The 16,456-nt window shown below is 70.4% G+C and carries 11 protein-coding genes; 9 read left to right on the forward strand and 2 right to left on the reverse strand.

Features of this window, described 5'->3' with window-relative positions; translation table 11 throughout:
• Positions 1-128 precede the first annotated feature (128 nt).
• From ACK1X7_RS43035 to ACK1X7_RS43065, 7 genes are all read left to right on the forward strand, one after another.
• Positions 129-1,448, forward strand: coding sequence for an ABC transporter substrate-binding protein (locus tag ACK1X7_RS43035; RefSeq protein WP_385151680.1), 1,320 nt, complete (start codon positions 129-131; stop codon positions 1,446-1,448).
• Positions 1,449-1,461: 13 nt separating this feature from the next.
• Positions 1,462-2,460: a carbohydrate ABC transporter permease gene (locus tag ACK1X7_RS43040; RefSeq protein ID WP_390794695.1), complete on the forward strand. Its 999-nt coding sequence runs from the start codon at positions 1,462-1,464 to the stop codon at positions 2,458-2,460.
• 28 nt (positions 2,461-2,488) lie between these two features.
• A complete protein-coding gene (locus tag ACK1X7_RS43045; protein ID WP_079059413.1) occupies positions 2,489-3,349 on the forward strand; it encodes a carbohydrate ABC transporter permease in 861 nt (286 codons plus the stop codon).
• A gap of 29 nt (positions 3,350-3,378) precedes the next feature.
• Entirely contained in the window at positions 3,379-4,743 is a 1,365-nt protein-coding gene (locus tag ACK1X7_RS43050; RefSeq protein WP_398159045.1) for a GH1 family beta-glucosidase, read from the forward strand.
• A gap of 492 nt (positions 4,744-5,235) precedes the next feature.
• Complete coding sequence (locus ACK1X7_RS43055; protein WP_413116550.1) at positions 5,236-7,170, forward strand: discoidin domain-containing protein; 1,935 nt, start codon at positions 5,236-5,238, stop codon at positions 7,168-7,170.
• Positions 7,171-7,257: 87 nt separating this feature from the next.
• Positions 7,258-7,608 carry an L-rhamnose mutarotase gene (locus ACK1X7_RS43060; RefSeq protein ID WP_385151670.1) on the forward strand — a complete coding sequence of 117 codons (351 nt, stop codon included), beginning with the start codon at positions 7,258-7,260 and terminating at the stop codon, positions 7,606-7,608.
• A 251-nt stretch (positions 7,609-7,859) separates the two neighbouring features.
• Positions 7,860-9,431: a S1 family peptidase gene (locus ACK1X7_RS43065; protein ID WP_413116551.1), complete on the forward strand. Its 1,572-nt coding sequence runs from the start codon at positions 7,860-7,862 to the stop codon at positions 9,429-9,431.
• A 106-nt stretch (positions 9,432-9,537) separates the two neighbouring features.
• Here ACK1X7_RS43065 and ACK1X7_RS43070 read toward each other — a convergent pair whose 3' ends face one another.
• Both ACK1X7_RS43070 and polX read right to left on the reverse strand, forming a co-directional pair.
• A complete protein-coding gene (locus ACK1X7_RS43070; protein WP_385151664.1) occupies positions 9,538-10,314 on the reverse strand; it encodes a uracil-DNA glycosylase in 777 nt (258 codons plus the stop codon).
• Entirely contained in the window at positions 10,311-12,056 is a 1,746-nt protein-coding gene (gene polX, locus ACK1X7_RS43075) for a DNA polymerase/3'-5' exonuclease PolX (RefSeq protein ID WP_413116552.1), read from the reverse strand. The genes ACK1X7_RS43070 and polX overlap by 4 nt, the downstream gene beginning before the upstream one ends.
• Positions 12,057-12,187: 131 nt before the next feature.
• Between polX and ACK1X7_RS43080 the strand changes: the two genes are divergently transcribed.
• Both ACK1X7_RS43080 and ACK1X7_RS43085 read left to right on the forward strand, forming a co-directional pair.
• Positions 12,188-13,342, forward strand: coding sequence for a hypothetical protein (locus ACK1X7_RS43080; RefSeq protein WP_398159048.1), 1,155 nt, complete (start codon positions 12,188-12,190; stop codon positions 13,340-13,342).
• A 252-nt stretch (positions 13,343-13,594) separates the two neighbouring features.
• Positions 13,595-16,360, forward strand: a complete 2,766-nt coding sequence (locus ACK1X7_RS43085; RefSeq protein WP_385150413.1) for a glycoside hydrolase family 2 protein — start codon at positions 13,595-13,597, stop codon at positions 16,358-16,360.
• The last annotated feature ends 96 nt before the right edge of the window (positions 16,361-16,456 follow it).

A 16,456-nucleotide genomic window follows, 5' to 3' on the forward strand; every position in this document is an offset into this window, starting at 1 on the left:
ACGCGACCTTCTCTTGAGGTTTAACTCACGTCCTAAATTAAGCCGTGAGCGGCTTCGGGAGTTGAACGCGGTTGGCGTGCCCGGGCCCTTCTTGGCATTCACCCCTCCCGGAAGGGACACCTGGAGCCATGCGCAGGATCCGAGCCGCGGCCATAGGCGCCGTCACCTTGTCACTCGCCCTTGCCGCCTCGGCGTGCGGAGGTGGTTCCTCGACGGACGGCGGCGGTTCCAACGACTCGCCGAAGACGCTCACGTACTGGGCCTCCAACCAGGGCGCCAGCATCACGGTGGACAAGAAGGTCCTGAAGCCCGAACTCGACAAGTTCGAGAAGCAGACCGGGATCAGAGTGAAGCTCGAGGTCATTCCCTGGTCCGAGCTGCTGAACCGGATCCTCACCGCGACCACCTCCGGCCAGGGCCCCGACGTGCTGAACATCGGCAACACCTGGAGCGCCTCGCTCCAGGCGTCCGGGGCGCTGCTGCCGTGGGACACCAAGAACTTCGGCAGCATCGGCGGCAAGGACCGCTTCGTGGCCTCCGCCCTCGGCTCGACGGGTGCGCGGGGCGAGGACCCGGCCGCGGTGCCGCTGTACTCGATGGCGTACGCGCTCTACTACAACAAGAAGATGTTCGCCGACGCGGGCATCTCCAAGCCGCCCGCCACCTGGGACGAACTGGTCGCCGACGGCAAGAAGCTCTCCAAGGACGGCAAGTGGGGCCTCGGCGCCGAGGGCGCGAACCTCTCGGAGAACATCCACCAGGTCTTCGTCTTCGCCAAGCAGCACGGCGCGGACTTCTTCACCGCCGACGGCAAGCCCGACTTCACCTCCGAGGGCGCGGTCACCGCCATCAAGCAGTACGTCGACCTGATGGCCAAGGACAAGATCATCGCCCCGGGCAACGCCGAGTACGCGCAGAACCAGTCCCTCAGCGACTTCGCCAAGGGAAAGACGGCGATGGTCCTGTGGCAGACCGCCTCCGCCACCCTCACCTCACTGGGCATGAAGGACGACGAGTGGGGCGTGGCCCCGGCGCCCGTCCGCTCCGGCACCCCCGGCTCCGGCACCTCCGTCAACTCGATGGTCGCCGGTATCAACCTGGCCGTCTTCAAGAACACCGACAACCACGACGGCGCCCTGAAGTTCGTGAAGTTCATGACCAGCGACGCCGAGCAGAAGATCCTCAACAAGGCGTACGGCTCCATCCCGCCGGTCAAGGCCGCCCAGTCCGACCCCGCCTTCAACACCAAGGCGACGGCCGCCCTGCGGAACACCCTCGCCAAGAGCGCCGCGGCACTGCCGCAGGTGGCCGACGAGTCGCAGTTCGAAACCGGCGTCGGCACGGCCGTCAAGGAGCTGCTCGCCGATGCCGCCGGCGGACGCCCGGTGACCACCGAGTCGGTGAAGGCCAAGCTGGAGAAGGCCCAGCAGCAGATGCCGGCGAAGTGAGTGCGGACACCTCATGACCACCACGACCGCGACCGCCGAAACAGACCGGCGGACGGTGTCGGGGAGCACCCCCGGGGCGGCGCGAGGCCCGCGCCGCCCCGGGCGGATCCGCCGCATCGGACTGCCGTACCTGTTGCTCCTGCCCGCCCTCGTCCTCGAGCTCCTGGTCCATCTGGTGCCGATCGGGATCGGCATCCTGATGAGCTTCAAGGCGCTCACCCGGTTCTCCATCCGGGACTGGGGCGCCGCGCCCTGGTCCGGATTGGACAACTACAAGATCTCGGTGGACATCAACGCCCCGGCCGGTGAGGCGCTGCTCCACTCGTTCTGGGTCACCTGTGGCTTCACCGTGCTGTCGGTCGGGCTGTGCTGGCTGCTGGGCACCGCCGCCGCCATCTTCCTCCAGGACACCTTCCGTGGACGGGGGCTGCTGCGCACCCTGTTCCTGGTCCCGTACGCGCTGCCCGTCTACACGGCCGTCATCACCTGGGCGTTCATGTTCCAGCACGACAACGGGCTGGTGAACCATGTCCTCCACGACCAGTTGGGCCTCACCGACAAGCCCTCGTTCTGGCTGATCGGCGACAACAGCTTCATCGCGCTGCTGACCGTGTCGGTGTGGAAGGGCTGGCCGTTCGCGTTCCTCGTCGTCATGGCCGGTCTCCAGAACATCCCCAGGGAGCTCTACGAGGCGGCCGCCCTCGACGGCGCCGGGATGTGGCAGCAGATCCGCCGCATCACCCTGCCCTCGCTGCGCCCGGTCAACCAGGTGCTGGTGCTGGTGCTGTTCCTGTGGACGTTCAACGACTTCAACACCCCGTACGTGCTGTTCGGCAAGGCGGCGCCGGAGGCCGCGGACCTCATCTCGATCCACGTCTACCAGACGACATTCGCCACCTGGAACTTCGGCACCGGCTCCGCCATGTCCGTACTGCTGCTGCTCTTCCTGCTCGTGGTGACGGGCCTGTACCTCCTGCTGACCTCCCGACGAAGGAAGACGGCCGATGTCTAGCACCTCCCAGGCGCCGCCCCGCTCACCGATGGCCCCTCCCCGCTCACCGATGGCCGCCCCCCGGTCCTTCCTCTGGGCCCGCCGGATCTTCCTCACCCTGCTCACCGGCTTCGTCCTGCTGCCGGTGTACGTCATGGTCTCCAGCTCCCTGAAGCCACTCCAGGACGTCTCCGGGACGTTCCGCTGGCTGCCCAGCGGGCTGACCATCCGCCCCTACATCGACATCTGGTCGACGGTGCCGCTCGCCGACTACTTCGTGAACTCGGTCATCGTGGCGGGCGCGGCGACCGTCTGCTCGGTGGTGATCGCCGTCTTCGCGGCGTACGCGGTCAGCCGGTACCGCTTCCGGGGCAAGCGGGTGTTCACGGTCACCGTGCTGTCCACCCAGATGTTCCCCGGGATCCTCTTCCTGCTGCCGCTGTTCCTCATCTACGTCAACATCGGCAACGCCACCGGCATCGCCCTCTTCGGCTCCCGCGGCGGCCTCATCCTCACCTATCTCACCTTCTCGCTGCCGTTCTCGATCTGGATGCTCATCGGGTACTTCGACTCGGTGCCGCGCGATCTGGACGAGGCGGCGCTGGTGGACGGCTGCGGACCGCTCGGCGCGCTGTTCCGGGTCGTCGTCCCGGCCGCGATCCCCGGCATCGTCGCCGTCGCCGTCTACGCCTTCATGACCGCCTGGGGCGAGGTGCTCTTCGCGTCCGTGATGACCAACGACACCACCCGCACCCTCGCCGTCGGCCTCCAGGGCTACGCCACCCAGACCGAGGTGTACTGGAACCAGGTCATGGCCGCCTCGCTCGTCGTCAGTGTCCCCGTGGTCGCGGGCTTCCTGCTCCTCCAGCGCTACCTCGTCGCCGGACTCACCGCCGGAGCCGTGAAGTGACCGGCCTTCCCACCTCTGAAAGGACGTACGTGTCCGAACTCCTGGACCTCGCAGCCCTCCCGCACGACTTCCTGTGGGGCACGGCCACCTCGGCCTACCAGATCGAGGGAGCCGTTGCCGAGGACGGACGGTCGCCCTCGATCTGGGACACCTTCTCGCACACCCCCGGCAGAGTCGCGGGCGACGACCACGGCGACGTGGCCTGCGACCACTACCACCGCTGGCGCGCCGACATCGGGCTGATGAAGCGGCTGGGCACCAACGCCTACCGGCTCTCCATCGCCTGGCCACGGGTGGTGCCGGGCGGCGACGGACCGGTCAACGCCAAGGGCCTGGCCTTCTACGACGAGCTGATCGACGGTCTGCTGGAGGCGGGCATCACCCCGTCCGTCACCCTGTACCACTGGGATCTGCCGCAGGTGCTCCAGGACCGGGGCGGCTGGCCCGTGCGCGACACCGCGGAACACTTCGCCGCCTACGCCTCGGTGGTCGCCGACCGCCTCGGCGACCGGGTGCACCACTGGACCACCCTCAACGAGCCGCTGTGCTCGGCCTGGATCGGCCACCTCGAAGGTGTGATGGCGCCCGGGCTCACGGATCTGACCGCGGCGGTCCGCGCCTCGTACCATCTGCTGCTCGGCCACGGCCTCGCCGCCCAGGCGATCCGGGCCGCCGCACCGGGCGCCGAGCTGGGCATCGTCAACAACCTCAACACCGTCGAGGCCGCCGGCGACCGGCCGCAGGACCTGGCGGCCGCGCGGCGCATGGACGGCCACACCAACCGCTGGTGGCTGGACCCGGTCCACGGCCGCGGCTTCCCCGCGGACATGCGCGAGGTGTACGGCGTCGAACTGCCCGAGCGCCCCGGCGACCTCGAAACCATCGCCGCACCCCTGGACTGGCTGGGCCTGAACTACTACTTCCCGGCCACCGTCACCGACGACCCCACCGGCCCGGCCCCCCACGCCCGCGCCGTCCGCCGCCCTGACGTACCCCGCACGGGCATGGACTGGGAGATCGACGCCACCGGTATCGAAACCCTCCTGCTGCGCCTGACCAACGAATACGGCGCCCGCAAGCTGTACGTCACCGAGAACGGCTGCGCCTACCCCGACGTCGTACGCCCGGACGGGACCATCGACGACCCCGAGCGCCAGGACTACCTCGTCCAGCACCTCGCGGCCTGCGCCTCGGCGGCCCGCAAGGGCGCCCCGCTGGCCGGCTACTTCGCATGGTCGCTGCTCGACAACTTCGAGTGGGCCTACGGATACGACAAGCGCTTCGGCCTCGTCCACGTCGACTACCCCACGCAGACCCGCACCATCAAGGGCTCCGGCCACCGCTACGCGGAGATCATCCGCACCCACCGGGGCCGGGCCCGCCGCGCCGCCTAGGGGGTGTCCGAGGGATAGTTCCGCCTGCGGCGGGCTGCTCCCCTCCCCGCCCCTTCCCGAAACTGGGGCTCCACCCCAGACCCCGGCCTGGGGCTGCGCCTCAGGCTCCGGGTTGGGGCTGCGCCTCAGGCTCCGGGTTGGGGCTGCGCCTCAGATTCCGGGCTGGGGCTGCGCCCCAGACTCCGGGTCGGGGCTCCGCCCCGCTCCGCAGCATCGATATGCGGCTCCGCCGCGTGGCAGGGCTTCGCCCCGGAACCCGGGGTCCAGGGGCGGAGCCCCTGGTATCGGGAAGGGGCGGGGAGGGGAGAGAAACCCGCCGGACGCCCCTAGGGCCCGCACAGCCGCCACCACGCGCACCACGGCAGGCGGGCACGACGGAAAGCGCATCGGCACTACGGCACACGGCACATCGGCACATCTGCGCACGGCACGAAGGCACCACCGCACTTCGGCACCGCACGTGCATCCCACAACCTCATCGAGGAGAGCCGCATGCCATCCCGTACCAAACGCCAACGCCAACGCCAACGCCAACGCCAATGCCACCGCCACCGCACACTGCTGAGCGCCCTCGCCACCCTGACCACCGTGGCGCTGCTGTCCGCGGGCCCGGCCCTCGCCACGCCCGCGTCCCACTCCGCCAAGGCCGCCGCCGAGGCGACGTGGGACACCGACCGCGCGGCGGCCGCGTACGCCGCCAATCACAACGCCGTCACCGCCTCCGGCAGCGAGAACGACGGCACCGCGCCGGGCCTGGCCTTCGACGGCAACGGGTCGACCCGCTGGGCCAGCCCGTTCAGCGACGACGCCTGGATACGTGTCGACCTCGGCGCGACCATCCGGATCGACCGGGTCGTCCTGGACTGGGAGGCCGCCTACGGCAAGAAGTACGTCCTGGAGGTGTCGAAGAACGGTACCGACTGGGCCCCCTTCTACACCGAGAACGCCGGCACCGGAGGATCCCTCACCGCTCACACCTATCCGCAGGACGTCACCGGCCGCTACGTACGGATGCGTGGCATCGAGCGTGGCACGCCCTACGGCTATTCGCTGTACTCGTTCAAGGTCTACGGCGGAGAGCCCGCCCCGGCGTCCACGACCCGCACCAACCTCGCCCTGAACCACCCCGCCTACTCCAACTACTACCAGCACGCGGGCAATTCACCCGCCTTCCTCACCGACGGCGGCTGGCCCGCCAACCTCAAGGACGACCAGACCCGCTGGTCCAGCGACTGGAACGCCGACCGCTGGGTCTCGGTGGACCTCGGCGCCACCTCCACGATCGACACCGTCGACCTCTACTGGGAGGCGGCCTACGCCGTCGACTACCAGGTGCAGGTGTCCGACGACAACCGCACCTGGCGCACGGTGTACCAGCCCTCCGCCGCCGAGGTGGCCGCCCGTCGCGCGGACGTCAAGTCGCCCGCCGACGCGGTGGGCCGCCGTGACACCGTGAAGCTGTCGCAGCCCGCCACCGGCCGCTATGTGCGGATGCTCGGCAAGGAACGCCGCTCCTTCTACAACCCGGCCCCGGCCACGGCCCAGTTCGGCTACTCCCTCTACGAGCTCCAGGTCTGGGGCACCGGCGGGAGCGCCTCCGCCACCTACCCCGCCCTCCCCGGTGAACAGTCCGGTGCGTACCGGACGACGTTCCTCGACGACTTCACCGGTGCCACCCTCGACCGCTCCAAGTGGCGTGTGGTGCGGACCGGCCAGGAGATGGGGTCGGTCAACGGAGAGTCGCAGGCGTATGTCGACTCCTCCGACACCATCCGCACCGAGAACGGCAATCTCGTCCTCAGGGCGAAGTACTGCAAGGGCTGCACCCAGGCGGGCGGCGGCACCTACGACTTCACCTCCGGGCGCATCGACACCCACACCAAAATGGACTTCACCTACGGGCGGGTCAGCGCCCGGATGAAGCTGCCGGTCGGCGATGGGTTCTGGCCCGCGTTCTGGCTGCTGGGCAGCGATGTGGACGATCCGTCGGTGTCCTGGCCGTCCTCCGGCGAGACCGACATCATGGAGAACATCGGCTACGCGGACTGGACCAGCACCGCCCTGCACGGCCCCGGCTATTCGGCGGACGGCAACATCGGCGCCCGCCAGATCTACGAGGGCGGCGGCCGCGCCGACCAGTGGCACACCTACGCGGTGGAGTGGACACCCACCGTGATGCGCTTCTTCGTCGACGACCGGGTGGTCCAGGAGACGACCCGCAACAAGCTCGAATCCACCCGTGGCCAATGGGTCTTCGGCCACAACCAGTACGTCATCCTCAACCTCGCCCTGGGCGGGGCGTATCCGGCGGGCTGGAACAAGGTCACCACCCCCTACTGGGGCCTGCCGCAATCCAGCGTCGACCGGATCGCGGCGGGCGGAGTGCAGGCGGAGGTGGACTGGGTGCGCGTCGAACAGAAGGGCTGAGCGCTGCATTATGGGACGTTGACGGGCGGCCGCCGTGGCCGCCCGTCAACGGAAGCGGCAGCGGCCGCGGAAGAAGGAGGAGCGCCCATGCGGGTGGCGTTGCACTCGGTTCTCAAGGAGGGCCAGGAGTCCGGTTATGAGCAGGTGCACGCCACGGTCCCGGAGGACCTGCTGGAGGCGTTGCGACGGGCCGGGATCACCAACTGGCGGATCTGGCGCAGTGGCCGCCATCTCTTCCACCTCGTGGACTGCGAGGACTTCGCGGCCGCGATGGCGGCGCTGGACAAGGACCCGGCCAACCAGCGCTGGCAGGAGTTCATCGGCGCGTATGTCGACCACTTCGAGGACACCGGCGGTGCCCCCGCCGAGGCGGAGCGGATGACGCTCGGCGAGGTGTGGGAGCTGAGCGCCCAGGCCGAGGCCGCCGAGCGCGGATAGGGGGTCCCCGGCCGCGGGAGGGGAACAGCCCGCCGCAGGCGTCAAGACGACCGGCCGAACCGGCGGAGCCTACCCATCCGGGCCGTTCGGCGCAGCCATTCATCAGACCTTGAGTACGGGTGAGAACGGGGCGAACGCGTCCGCGTACGACGTGGTGGCCCCGCGCGGGGGCGTGGCGGAACGCGACAAGCGCTCCGCACGCGCCTGCCGCGCATCCCCGACTGGAGGTCAGTGAGTTGAGCCACCGACGTGTGAACAAGCGGACCCTCGCCATTTCCGGAGCCGCCGTCGCCGCGCTCGGAGCAGCGGCCATTCTGCTGCCCAACGCGAATGCGAACCCGGACAAGACGTCGGGAGCCAAGACCTTCTCGTCCCCGGTCGCGGTGAAGCTCGCGAGGAGCCTCGCCGCGGACCTCGGTGACAACGGCGCGGGCTGGTACTACGACAACGCCAATCGCCAGTTGGTCATGAACGTGGTGGACGAGGACTCAGCCGAGGGCGTCCGGGCCAAGGGCGCCGTGGCGAAGATCGTGACCAACAGCATGGAAGACCTGAAGGCCGCCACCAAGACGCTGAGCAGCGACGCGTCGGTGCCCGGCACCGCCTGGTCGATCGACCCGGTCACCAACAAGGTCCAGGTGACCGCCGACCGCACGGTGACCGGCGCCAAGTGGGCCACGCTGACCAAGGCCACGGACCAGATGGAGGGCACGGTCAGCGTCAAGCGCAGCCAGGGCGAGTTCAAGAAGTTCGACGGCGAGGAGGCGGCCCAGCCCGGCGACAACGGCGGCGCGGGCGCGGGGGACGCCGCGGGTGACGCGGGCGCCGGGGATGCCGCGGGCAACGCGGGTGCGGCGGGCGGTGCTGATGACGCGGGTGCGGGCGGCGCGGGTGACGCGGGCGCGGGCGGTGCCGGGGACGCCGGTGCCGGTGGCGCCGACGGCGGGGAGCAGGGCGCGGGTGGCGCCGGGGACGCCGGTGGTGCGGGTGACGCGGGCGGTGGTGGTGACGCCGCGGCCGGAGGGCTCGACGGCGGCGATGCCATCTTCGGCGGTGGCGCCCGCTGCTCGCTGGGCTTCAACGTCAGCGTCGACGGCGCGCCGGGCTTCCTGACCGCCGGGCACTGTGGCAACGCGTCCCAGACCTGGACCTCGGACGAGGCCGGTGCCCAGCAGGTGGGCACGGTGCAGGACTCCAAGTTCCCCGAGAACGACTTCGCGCTGGTGATGTACGACGACGCCACCACCCAGGCGTCCAGCACGGTCGACCTCCAGAACGGCAGCACCCAGGAGATCGGGCGCGCCGTCGAGGCGAGCGTGGGCCTGAAGGTGCAGCGCTCCGGCTCCACGACCGGGGTCACCGACGGCACGGTCACCGGCCTCAACGCCACGGTGAACTACGGCAACGGCGACATCGTCAACGGCCTCATCCAGACCGATGTGTGCGCCGAGCCAGGCGACAGCGGCGGCGCGATGTTCGCCGAGGACGCGGCGGTCGGGCTGACGTCCGGCGGCAGCGGCGACTGCACCCAGGGCGGTGAGACGTTCTTCCAGCCGGTGACCGGCGCGCTGGAGGCCACCGGTGCGGTCATCGGCGCGGGTGACGGCGGCGCCGGTGGCGGCGACGCGGCGGGTGGCGCCGGTGATGCTGCCGGTGGTGCCGGTGATGCTGCGGGCGGCGCTGGTGACGCCGCCGGTGCGGGCAACGCAGGAGCGGGTGACGCGGGCAACGCCGGAGCGGGCGACGCGGGCAACGCGGGTGACGCGGGTGCCGCCGCCGGGGTCGGTGACACCGGCAACGATGCGGGCCAGGGTCTCAACTGATCCGGCCCACCCCATGATCGGAGGTCCCGGGCGCCCTCCTGCCCCAGTGCCCGGGGCCTCCCCTCCCGCCTCCGCACATCGGACGGCCCCTGCCGGAAGGCCCGCGTCAGGACGGATCCGGGCCGGAGACCGGAAGCCCGGCCGCCTCCGCCGCGGCGCCGAGCACCTCGCGCAGCATGGCCGGGGTGAGCCGTCCGGTGAAGGTGTTCTGCTGGCTCACGTGGTAGCAGCCGAAGAGCGTGAGCGGCGCCCCGCCGTCGGCCGCCCGCAGTGTGCTCCGCGCGCCGTGCCCGAACACGGGCCGCGGCCGGGGCACGGACCATCCGGCCGCCTCCAGCGCGGGCAGCACGGCCTGCCAGCCGAACGCGCCGAGCACCACGGCGGACCGCACGGTCGGCCGCAGCAGCCGCAGCTCCCGGGCCAGCCACGGGCGGCAGGTGTCGCGCTCGCCGGGGGTGGGGCGGTTGGCGGGCGGGGCGCAGTGCACCGGCGAGGTGATCCTGACCCCGCGCAGCTCCAGACCGTCGCCGCGGTGGGTGGCGGTGCGCCGGCTGGCCAGCCCCAGGTCGTACAGCGCCGAGTACAGGAAGTCGCCGGCGCGGTCGCCGGTGAACATCCGGCCGGTGCGATTTCCGCCGTGGGCGGCCGGTGCGAGGCCCACGATCGCCACCGAGGCGTCCGGTGGCCCGAAGCCGGGCACCGGCCGCCCCCAGTAGTCCCAGTCGGCGTAGGCACGGCGCTTGGTGCGCGCGGTCTCCTCCCGCCACTCGACCAGCCGGGGGCAGGCACGGCAGTCGATGAGCAGTTCGTCCAGCTCGGCGAGGGTTTCGGCGCCGGGGGCCCGCTGGGCCGGGTAGGAGGGCGCGGGTTCGGAAGTGGTCATGTGGGAGGCTGCTGCCCCTTGTCCTTGCGCAGAAAACGCCGCAGTCGGGTCAGCGGCCAGGTGTTGATGATGTCGTCCGGGGTGAGCCAGCCTCGCTGTGCCACGCCCACCCCGTATCGCATATTGTCCAGATCCCGGGTCGAGTGGGCGTCGCTGTCCAGGGCGAACACCACCCCGTAGGACTTCGCCCGCAGGATGTTGTCGTCCGACAGATCGAGCCGCTCCGGATGTGCGTTGATCTCCAGCGCGGTGCCGGTGCGGGCGCAGGCGGCGAACACCTCGTCCAAGTCGGCGTCGATACCGGGCCGTTTGCCGATCAGCCGGGTCGTCGGATGGCCGATGACATGGACGTACGGGTTCTCGCAGGCCCTCACCAGCCGCCGGGTCATGGCCTTGCGGTCCATGCCGAACTGGGTGTGCACCGAGGCCACGCACACATCGAAGTCCTCGAGGAACTCGGGCGGCCAGTCCACGTCTCCCTCGGTGTCGATGTTCAGTTCCACACCGTGCAGCAGCCGGGTGTGCCCGCGTCCGCGCCCCCGGTCGAGTTCGCGCACCCGCTCCCGCTGGGCCAGCATCTTCTCCTCGGTCATCTGCTGCATATAGAGCTTGGGGGCGTGATCGGTGATGGCGTAGTACGCGTATCCGCGCCGCTCCGCCTTGGTGATCATGTCCTCCAGCGGTTCCAGCCCATCGGTGAGAGTGGTGTGGGTGTGCAGATCGCCTCGTAGGTCGGACTCCGTGACCAGCTTGGGGAGTTGGCCTTCGAGGGCGGCCTTGACCTCGCCCCGGTCCTCGCGCAGCGTCGGCGGGATCCAGTCCATGCCGAGCCGGGCGTAGACGTCCTCCTCGCTGCGTGAGGCGATGGACTTGCCGCTCTTGGTCTCGAAGAGGCCGTACTCGGAGAGTTTGAGGCCATGGCGCACCGCGATCGCGCGGACGCGGATGTTGTGCGCCTTGGAGCCGGTGAAATAGAGCAGCCCCGCACCCCATGAGTCCAGCGGCAGGACCCGCAGATCCACCTGGAGCCCCTTCGTGGTGCGGATCGATGTCTTCTTCTGGCCGTGTGCGATCACCTCGGAGGTGAGCGGAAGCCGGGTGAACGCCTCCATGAACGGGCCGGATTCCTCCGCCGCGACCAGGATGTCCACATCGCCTACGGTCTCCTTCATCCGGCGCAGCGACCCGGCGTACGCACACCGGCGGCAGCCGCGCACCTTGGACAGGGCGGAGACGATGTCATCGGCCACGTCCATGGCCTCGTCGAGCGGAATGCGGTTGCCCGCGGCGCGCATCAGCGCGATGCCGTGGAGGATGTTCTCCTCCGACTTCGGCCCGAAGCCCTTGAGATCGCGCAGCCGGTGCTCCTCGATCGCCTGGGCCAGTTGATCGATCGAGGAGATCTCCAGCTCCTCGTAGAGGATCATGGCCTTCTTCGGCCCGAGCGCCGGGATGGCGGTCAGCTCCCGCACCCCGGCCGGGATCGCGGCGCGCGCCTCCTCGACGGCGGGCATGGTCCCGGTGCGCAGATACTCGACCACCTTGTCGGCGATCGACCGGCCCACATTGGGGATGTCCCGCAGCGCCTTCGCGTCGAACTGCGAGATATCGGCCGCATGGCCACCGATCGCCCGGGCGGCCTTCTCATACGCACGCGCCCGGTACGCGTCCCCGCCCGTGATCAGGAGGAGATCGGCGTACTCGCGCAGGAGGGCTTCGACCTCCTCATTGGAGCGAGCCATGCCAGCGATTCTAGCCGTCTCTGGCGAACCCGGTGGGGTGGAGGGATCCTGGTGTCAGGAGCGAAACGGCGATCCGCGGAATTCGGGTCGGCCGGTTCCTGCCCTGCGTGTCCCCGGGTTTGGGGGAGGTCATGGACGTTGGATTCCTGAAGCCGTTGTTCGACCGCACCGGGCCATGGGCCGGTGTGTACATGGACACCTCCCGCAGCACGGAGGACGCGCCCAGGCGGCGCACGCTGCGGGAGCGGTTCGTGGCGGATCAGCTCGCCGACCAGGGCGCCGACCGCGCCACGTGTGACGCGGTGATCGAGCGGCTGGCCGGTGAGCAGGTGGCCAGGGCGTCCGCGGGGCGGGCGCTGTTCGCGGCGGGTGGCGAGGTGGTGCTGGACCTGCCGCTCGCCACGTCCCCGATCGATGTGGTGACGTCCTGGTCGATGCTGCCGCGGGTGGCGCCACTGGCCGCGTTCCGTGGCGAGTGGCCGGCCTGTCTGGTGGCCTTCGTCGACCAGGCGGGCGCCGATCTGGAGCTGCGGGACGACACCGGGAGCCGCCCGGCGGGCCGCGCCGCGGGGAGGCGAGCGCATGGCCGGGGCCACCGGTCGGTGCCCGCCGACCGCCACGAGTGGCACTACCGCAACCGGGTCGGGAACACCTGGGAGCTGACCGCCGATCGGGTGGCCGAAGAGCTGGTACGGCAGTGGTCGGACGGCGACGCCGAGCTGCTGATCCTGGCCGGTGATCCGCGCGAGCGCCGGGCCGTACGCGACCGGCTGCCCGAGCCGCTGCGCGCCACGACGGAGGAGATGCGCCACGGCAGCAGGGCCTCCGGCTGCTCCGAGCTGCTGAACGCGGAGATCGACCATGCCCGCGCGGAGTACGCCCGCGCCCATCTGGAGTCGGTCCTCGACCTCTTCCGCGCCGGTCGGGGCCGCCCCGGCGGACCGGGCCCGGGCGGGCACGACGGCGACGAACCGCAGAGCAGCGGGGCGGCGGAGGGGGTGCCCGCGGTCGTGGAGGCCATGCGCAGCCACCAGGCGGCCACGCTGCTGCTGGGGACCGCCGGGGGCGATATGCGCCATGAGGTGTGGATCGGCCCCGACGCCGACCAGGTGGCCGTACAGCGCTCCCAGGCGCGGGCCATGGGCGTCAGAACACCCGAGCCCGCCCGCGCGGACGACGCGCTGATGCGATCCGCGGCGGTGGCCGACACCGAGGTGCTGGTGGTGCCCGAGGGGCTCCAGGGACCGGCCGGGGGCCTGGGCGCGGTGCTGCGCTGGCACGCCTGACGAGCGGGCGTGAGGGCCACGAAGCCTGACGAGGCGTACGGCGCCGGGCGCGGAGTGTCCGCGCCCGGCGCCTCGGCGCGGATGACCGCCCGAACCGTGGATGGCCGCCCGAACCGCGAATAACCGCCCAATGCGCCGGAAGGGCCATTTCTCAGCGGGGCTGGTTGACATGCCTCCCTCAGCTCTCTACCGTCCCTAGATTGTTAGGAAACCTACTTAACCAATGCTCTGCCTGCCCTCAGGGAGACATCCGTGGTCCTCCGTCCGGCACCATCCCGGCGGCGGGCGCGAGCCCGCGTCCGACGCGCCCTGACCGCCTCGCTCGCCGTCGGCGGCCTCCTCCTGGCCGTCTCCCTGACCACGGGCGCCGCGCCCCCGCGCCCCGGGACGGCTACGGGTGCTCCCGCCCCGGTGACCCGGGTGGGCGGGGCCCCGGGCACCGCGACTCCGCTCGCGGGCTTCGCCACGCAGTCCTCGGCCAAGGTGTCGGACACCCCCGCGGCCATCTCCACGCCCGGCTACCCCGCGTCCGGCTGGCACCCGGTGGGGCCCCGGTCGACGGTGCTCGCCGGGCTGCTCAAGGCGGGCACGTACCCGGATCCGTTCTACTCGACCAACCTCAAGAAGATCCCGGCCGCCGACTTCACCGTCCCCTGGTGGTACCGAAGCGACTTCACCGTGGCCGACCCCTCCCGCCGCACCTATCTGGACGTCAGCGGTGTGGTGTCCGCCGCCGATGTGTATGTCAACGGCGTCCAGGCCGCCACCAAGGACCGGATCGCCGGTGCGTACACCCACCATGAGCTGGACGTCACCGACCTGGTCAAGGCGGGCACCAACACCGTGGCGTTCCGCGTCCAGCCCAACGATCCGCGCAAGAACCTCACGATGGGCTGGATCGACTGGCTACAGCCCCCGCCCGACGAGAACATGGGCATCGTCCGCGATGTGCTGATCCGCCGCGGCGGCCCGGTGGCCCTGCGCGACGCGCATGTGACGACCAGGCTGGACACCGACTCGCTCGCCTCCGCCGACCTCACCGTCAAGGCCCAGGTCCGCAACGACTCCGGCTCAACGGTCACCGCCACGGTCTCCGGTGCCGCCGGACCCGCGGCCATCAGCCGCACGGTGTCCCTCGCCCCGCACGAGACCAAGGCCGTCACCTTCACCCCCGACGACGTTCCGGCGCTGCGACTGGACCGGCCCAAGGTGTGGTGGCCCGCCGGGATGGGCGATCAGCCGCTGTACGACCTCGATCTGACCGCCACCGTCTCGGGCACCCCCTCCGACACCGCGCACCACAGCTTCGGCGTCCGCGACGTCAAGGCGCCGCTGAACGCCGACGGTGCCCGCCAGTACCGCATCAACGGACGCCCGCTGCTGATCAAGGCGGGCGGCTGGTCCCCCGATGTGTTTCTGCGCTGGGACGCCCGCTCGGTGGAGGACCGGCTGAAGTACACCCTCGACCTGGGGCTGAACACCGTCCGCCTCGAAGGCCATATCGAGCCGGACGAGTTCTTCGACCTCACCGACCGCTACGGCATTCTGACCCTCCCCGGCTGGGAGTGCTGCGACAAGTGGGAGGGCCAGGTCAACGGCGATGAGACGGGGGACAAGTGGAACGCCGCCGACTACCCCGTCGCCAAGGACTCGATGGCCGCCGAGGCCGCGCGGCTGCGCGACCACCCCAGCGTCATCTCCTTCCTCATCGGCAGCGACTTCGCCCCCGACGCCACCATCGAGAAGAACTACCTCGACGCCCTCGAAGCGGCGGACTGGCCGAACCCGGTGATCCCCGCCGCCTCCGCCAAGTCCTCCCCGAAGCTCGGAAAGTCCGGCATGAAGATGACCGGCCCGTACGACTGGGTCCCGCCGGACTACTGGTACGCCAAGCGGGAGGGCGGTGCCACCGGCTTCAACTCCGAGACCAGCGCCGGACCCGACATCCCCACCCTGGACACGCTGCGGCGCATGATGTCCCCCAGCGAGCTGGAGACCCTGTGGCGGGATCCGTCGGCCAAGCAGTACCACCGGTCCCCGTCGGACACCTTCGGTGACCTCAAGTTGTTCGACAACGCGCTGATCGGCCGCTACGGGCCGCCGACCGGGCTGACGGACTACGTACGCAAGGCGCGGCTCGCGCGCTACGAGGCGGTGCGCGCCCAGTTCGAGGCGTACGCGCGCAACTTCTCCGACACCTCCCGGCCCGCCACCGGAGTCGTCCACTGGATGCTGAACAGCGGCTGGACCTCGCTCCACTGGCAGCTCTTCGACCGCTATCTGGACCAGGGCGGGGCCTACTACGGCGCCAAGAAGGCCAATGAGCCGCTGCACATCCAGTATTCGTACGACTCCCGCTCGGTGGTCGTGGTCAACAACCGGCACACCGCCGCCACCGGTCTCACCGCCCGGGTCAGCCTCTACACCCCCGACGGCACCCGGAAGTTCGACAAGAGCGCCACCGGTCTTCGGGTGCCGGGCGACGGTGGCAAGGCCACCGCGCTCACCGTCCCGGCGAATGTGAGCGGAGTGTCCGGCACCTATCTGGCCAAGCTCCAGCTCACCGATGGCGCGGGCAAGGAGATCGGCCGCAATGTGTACTGGCTCTCCACCGAGCAGGACGTGCTCGACTGGGACAACACCGACTGGTATTACACCCCCACCACCTCCTACGCGGATCTGACCGGGCTCGACGACATGGCCGAGGCACCCGTGTCCGCCACCGCCACCACGACCGCCGGGCCGGACTCCACCGCCACCACGACCGTCACCCTGAGCAACACCGCGAGCCGCGGCACACCGGCGCTGCTCGTGGACGCCCATCTGGTGAACGGCTCGGACACGCCCGTCCTGCCCGTGCGCTGGTCGGACAACGAGGTGAGCCTGTGGCCGGGGGAGTCGGTGACGCTCACCGCCACCTATCGCACGGCGGACCTGGGCGATTCGGCCCCCTCGGTCCGGATCTCGGGCTGGAACACCGCCACCCGTACCGTCCCCGCGGCGGCCAAATCCCACTGACCGGCCCTGTCCTGAAATCGTGTCGAAAGGAATTTTTCCGGCGAGTCCGATGCATGGAGCAAGTTCACACTTTTGTATGCTTTCTCCAGCGCGTCG

The sequence above is a fragment of the Streptomyces sp. CY-1 genome, assembly GCF_047218265.1.
Lineage (GTDB): Bacteria > Actinomycetota > Actinomycetes > Streptomycetales > Streptomycetaceae > Streptomyces > Streptomyces niphimycinicus.

What these genes read in the sequence shown, in the direction of transcription:
- ACK1X7_RS43045 (WP_079059413.1), top strand. Translation starts at nt 2,489, where the DNA reads ATGGCCCCTCCCCGCTCACCGATGGCCGCCCCCCGGTCCTTCCTCTGG.
- ACK1X7_RS43035 (WP_385151680.1), top strand. Translation starts at nt 129, where the DNA reads ATGCGCAGGATCCGAGCCGCGGCCATAGGCGCCGTCACCTTGTCACTC.
- ACK1X7_RS43055 (WP_413116550.1), top strand. Translation starts at nt 5,236, where the DNA reads ATGCCATCCCGTACCAAACGCCAACGCCAACGCCAACGCCAACGCCAA.
- ACK1X7_RS43040 (WP_390794695.1), top strand. Translation starts at nt 1,462, where the DNA reads ATGACCACCACGACCGCGACCGCCGAAACAGACCGGCGGACGGTGTCG.
- ACK1X7_RS43080 (WP_398159048.1), top strand. Translation starts at nt 12,188, where the DNA reads ATGGACGTTGGATTCCTGAAGCCGTTGTTCGACCGCACCGGGCCATGG.
- ACK1X7_RS43070 (WP_385151664.1), bottom strand. Translation starts at nt 10,314, where the DNA reads ATGACCACTTCCGAACCCGCGCCCTCCTACCCGGCCCAGCGGGCCCCC.
- polX (WP_413116552.1), bottom strand. Translation starts at nt 12,056, where the DNA reads ATGGCTCGCTCCAATGAGGAGGTCGAAGCCCTCCTGCGCGAGTACGCC.
- ACK1X7_RS43060 (WP_385151670.1), top strand. Translation starts at nt 7,258, where the DNA reads ATGCGGGTGGCGTTGCACTCGGTTCTCAAGGAGGGCCAGGAGTCCGGT.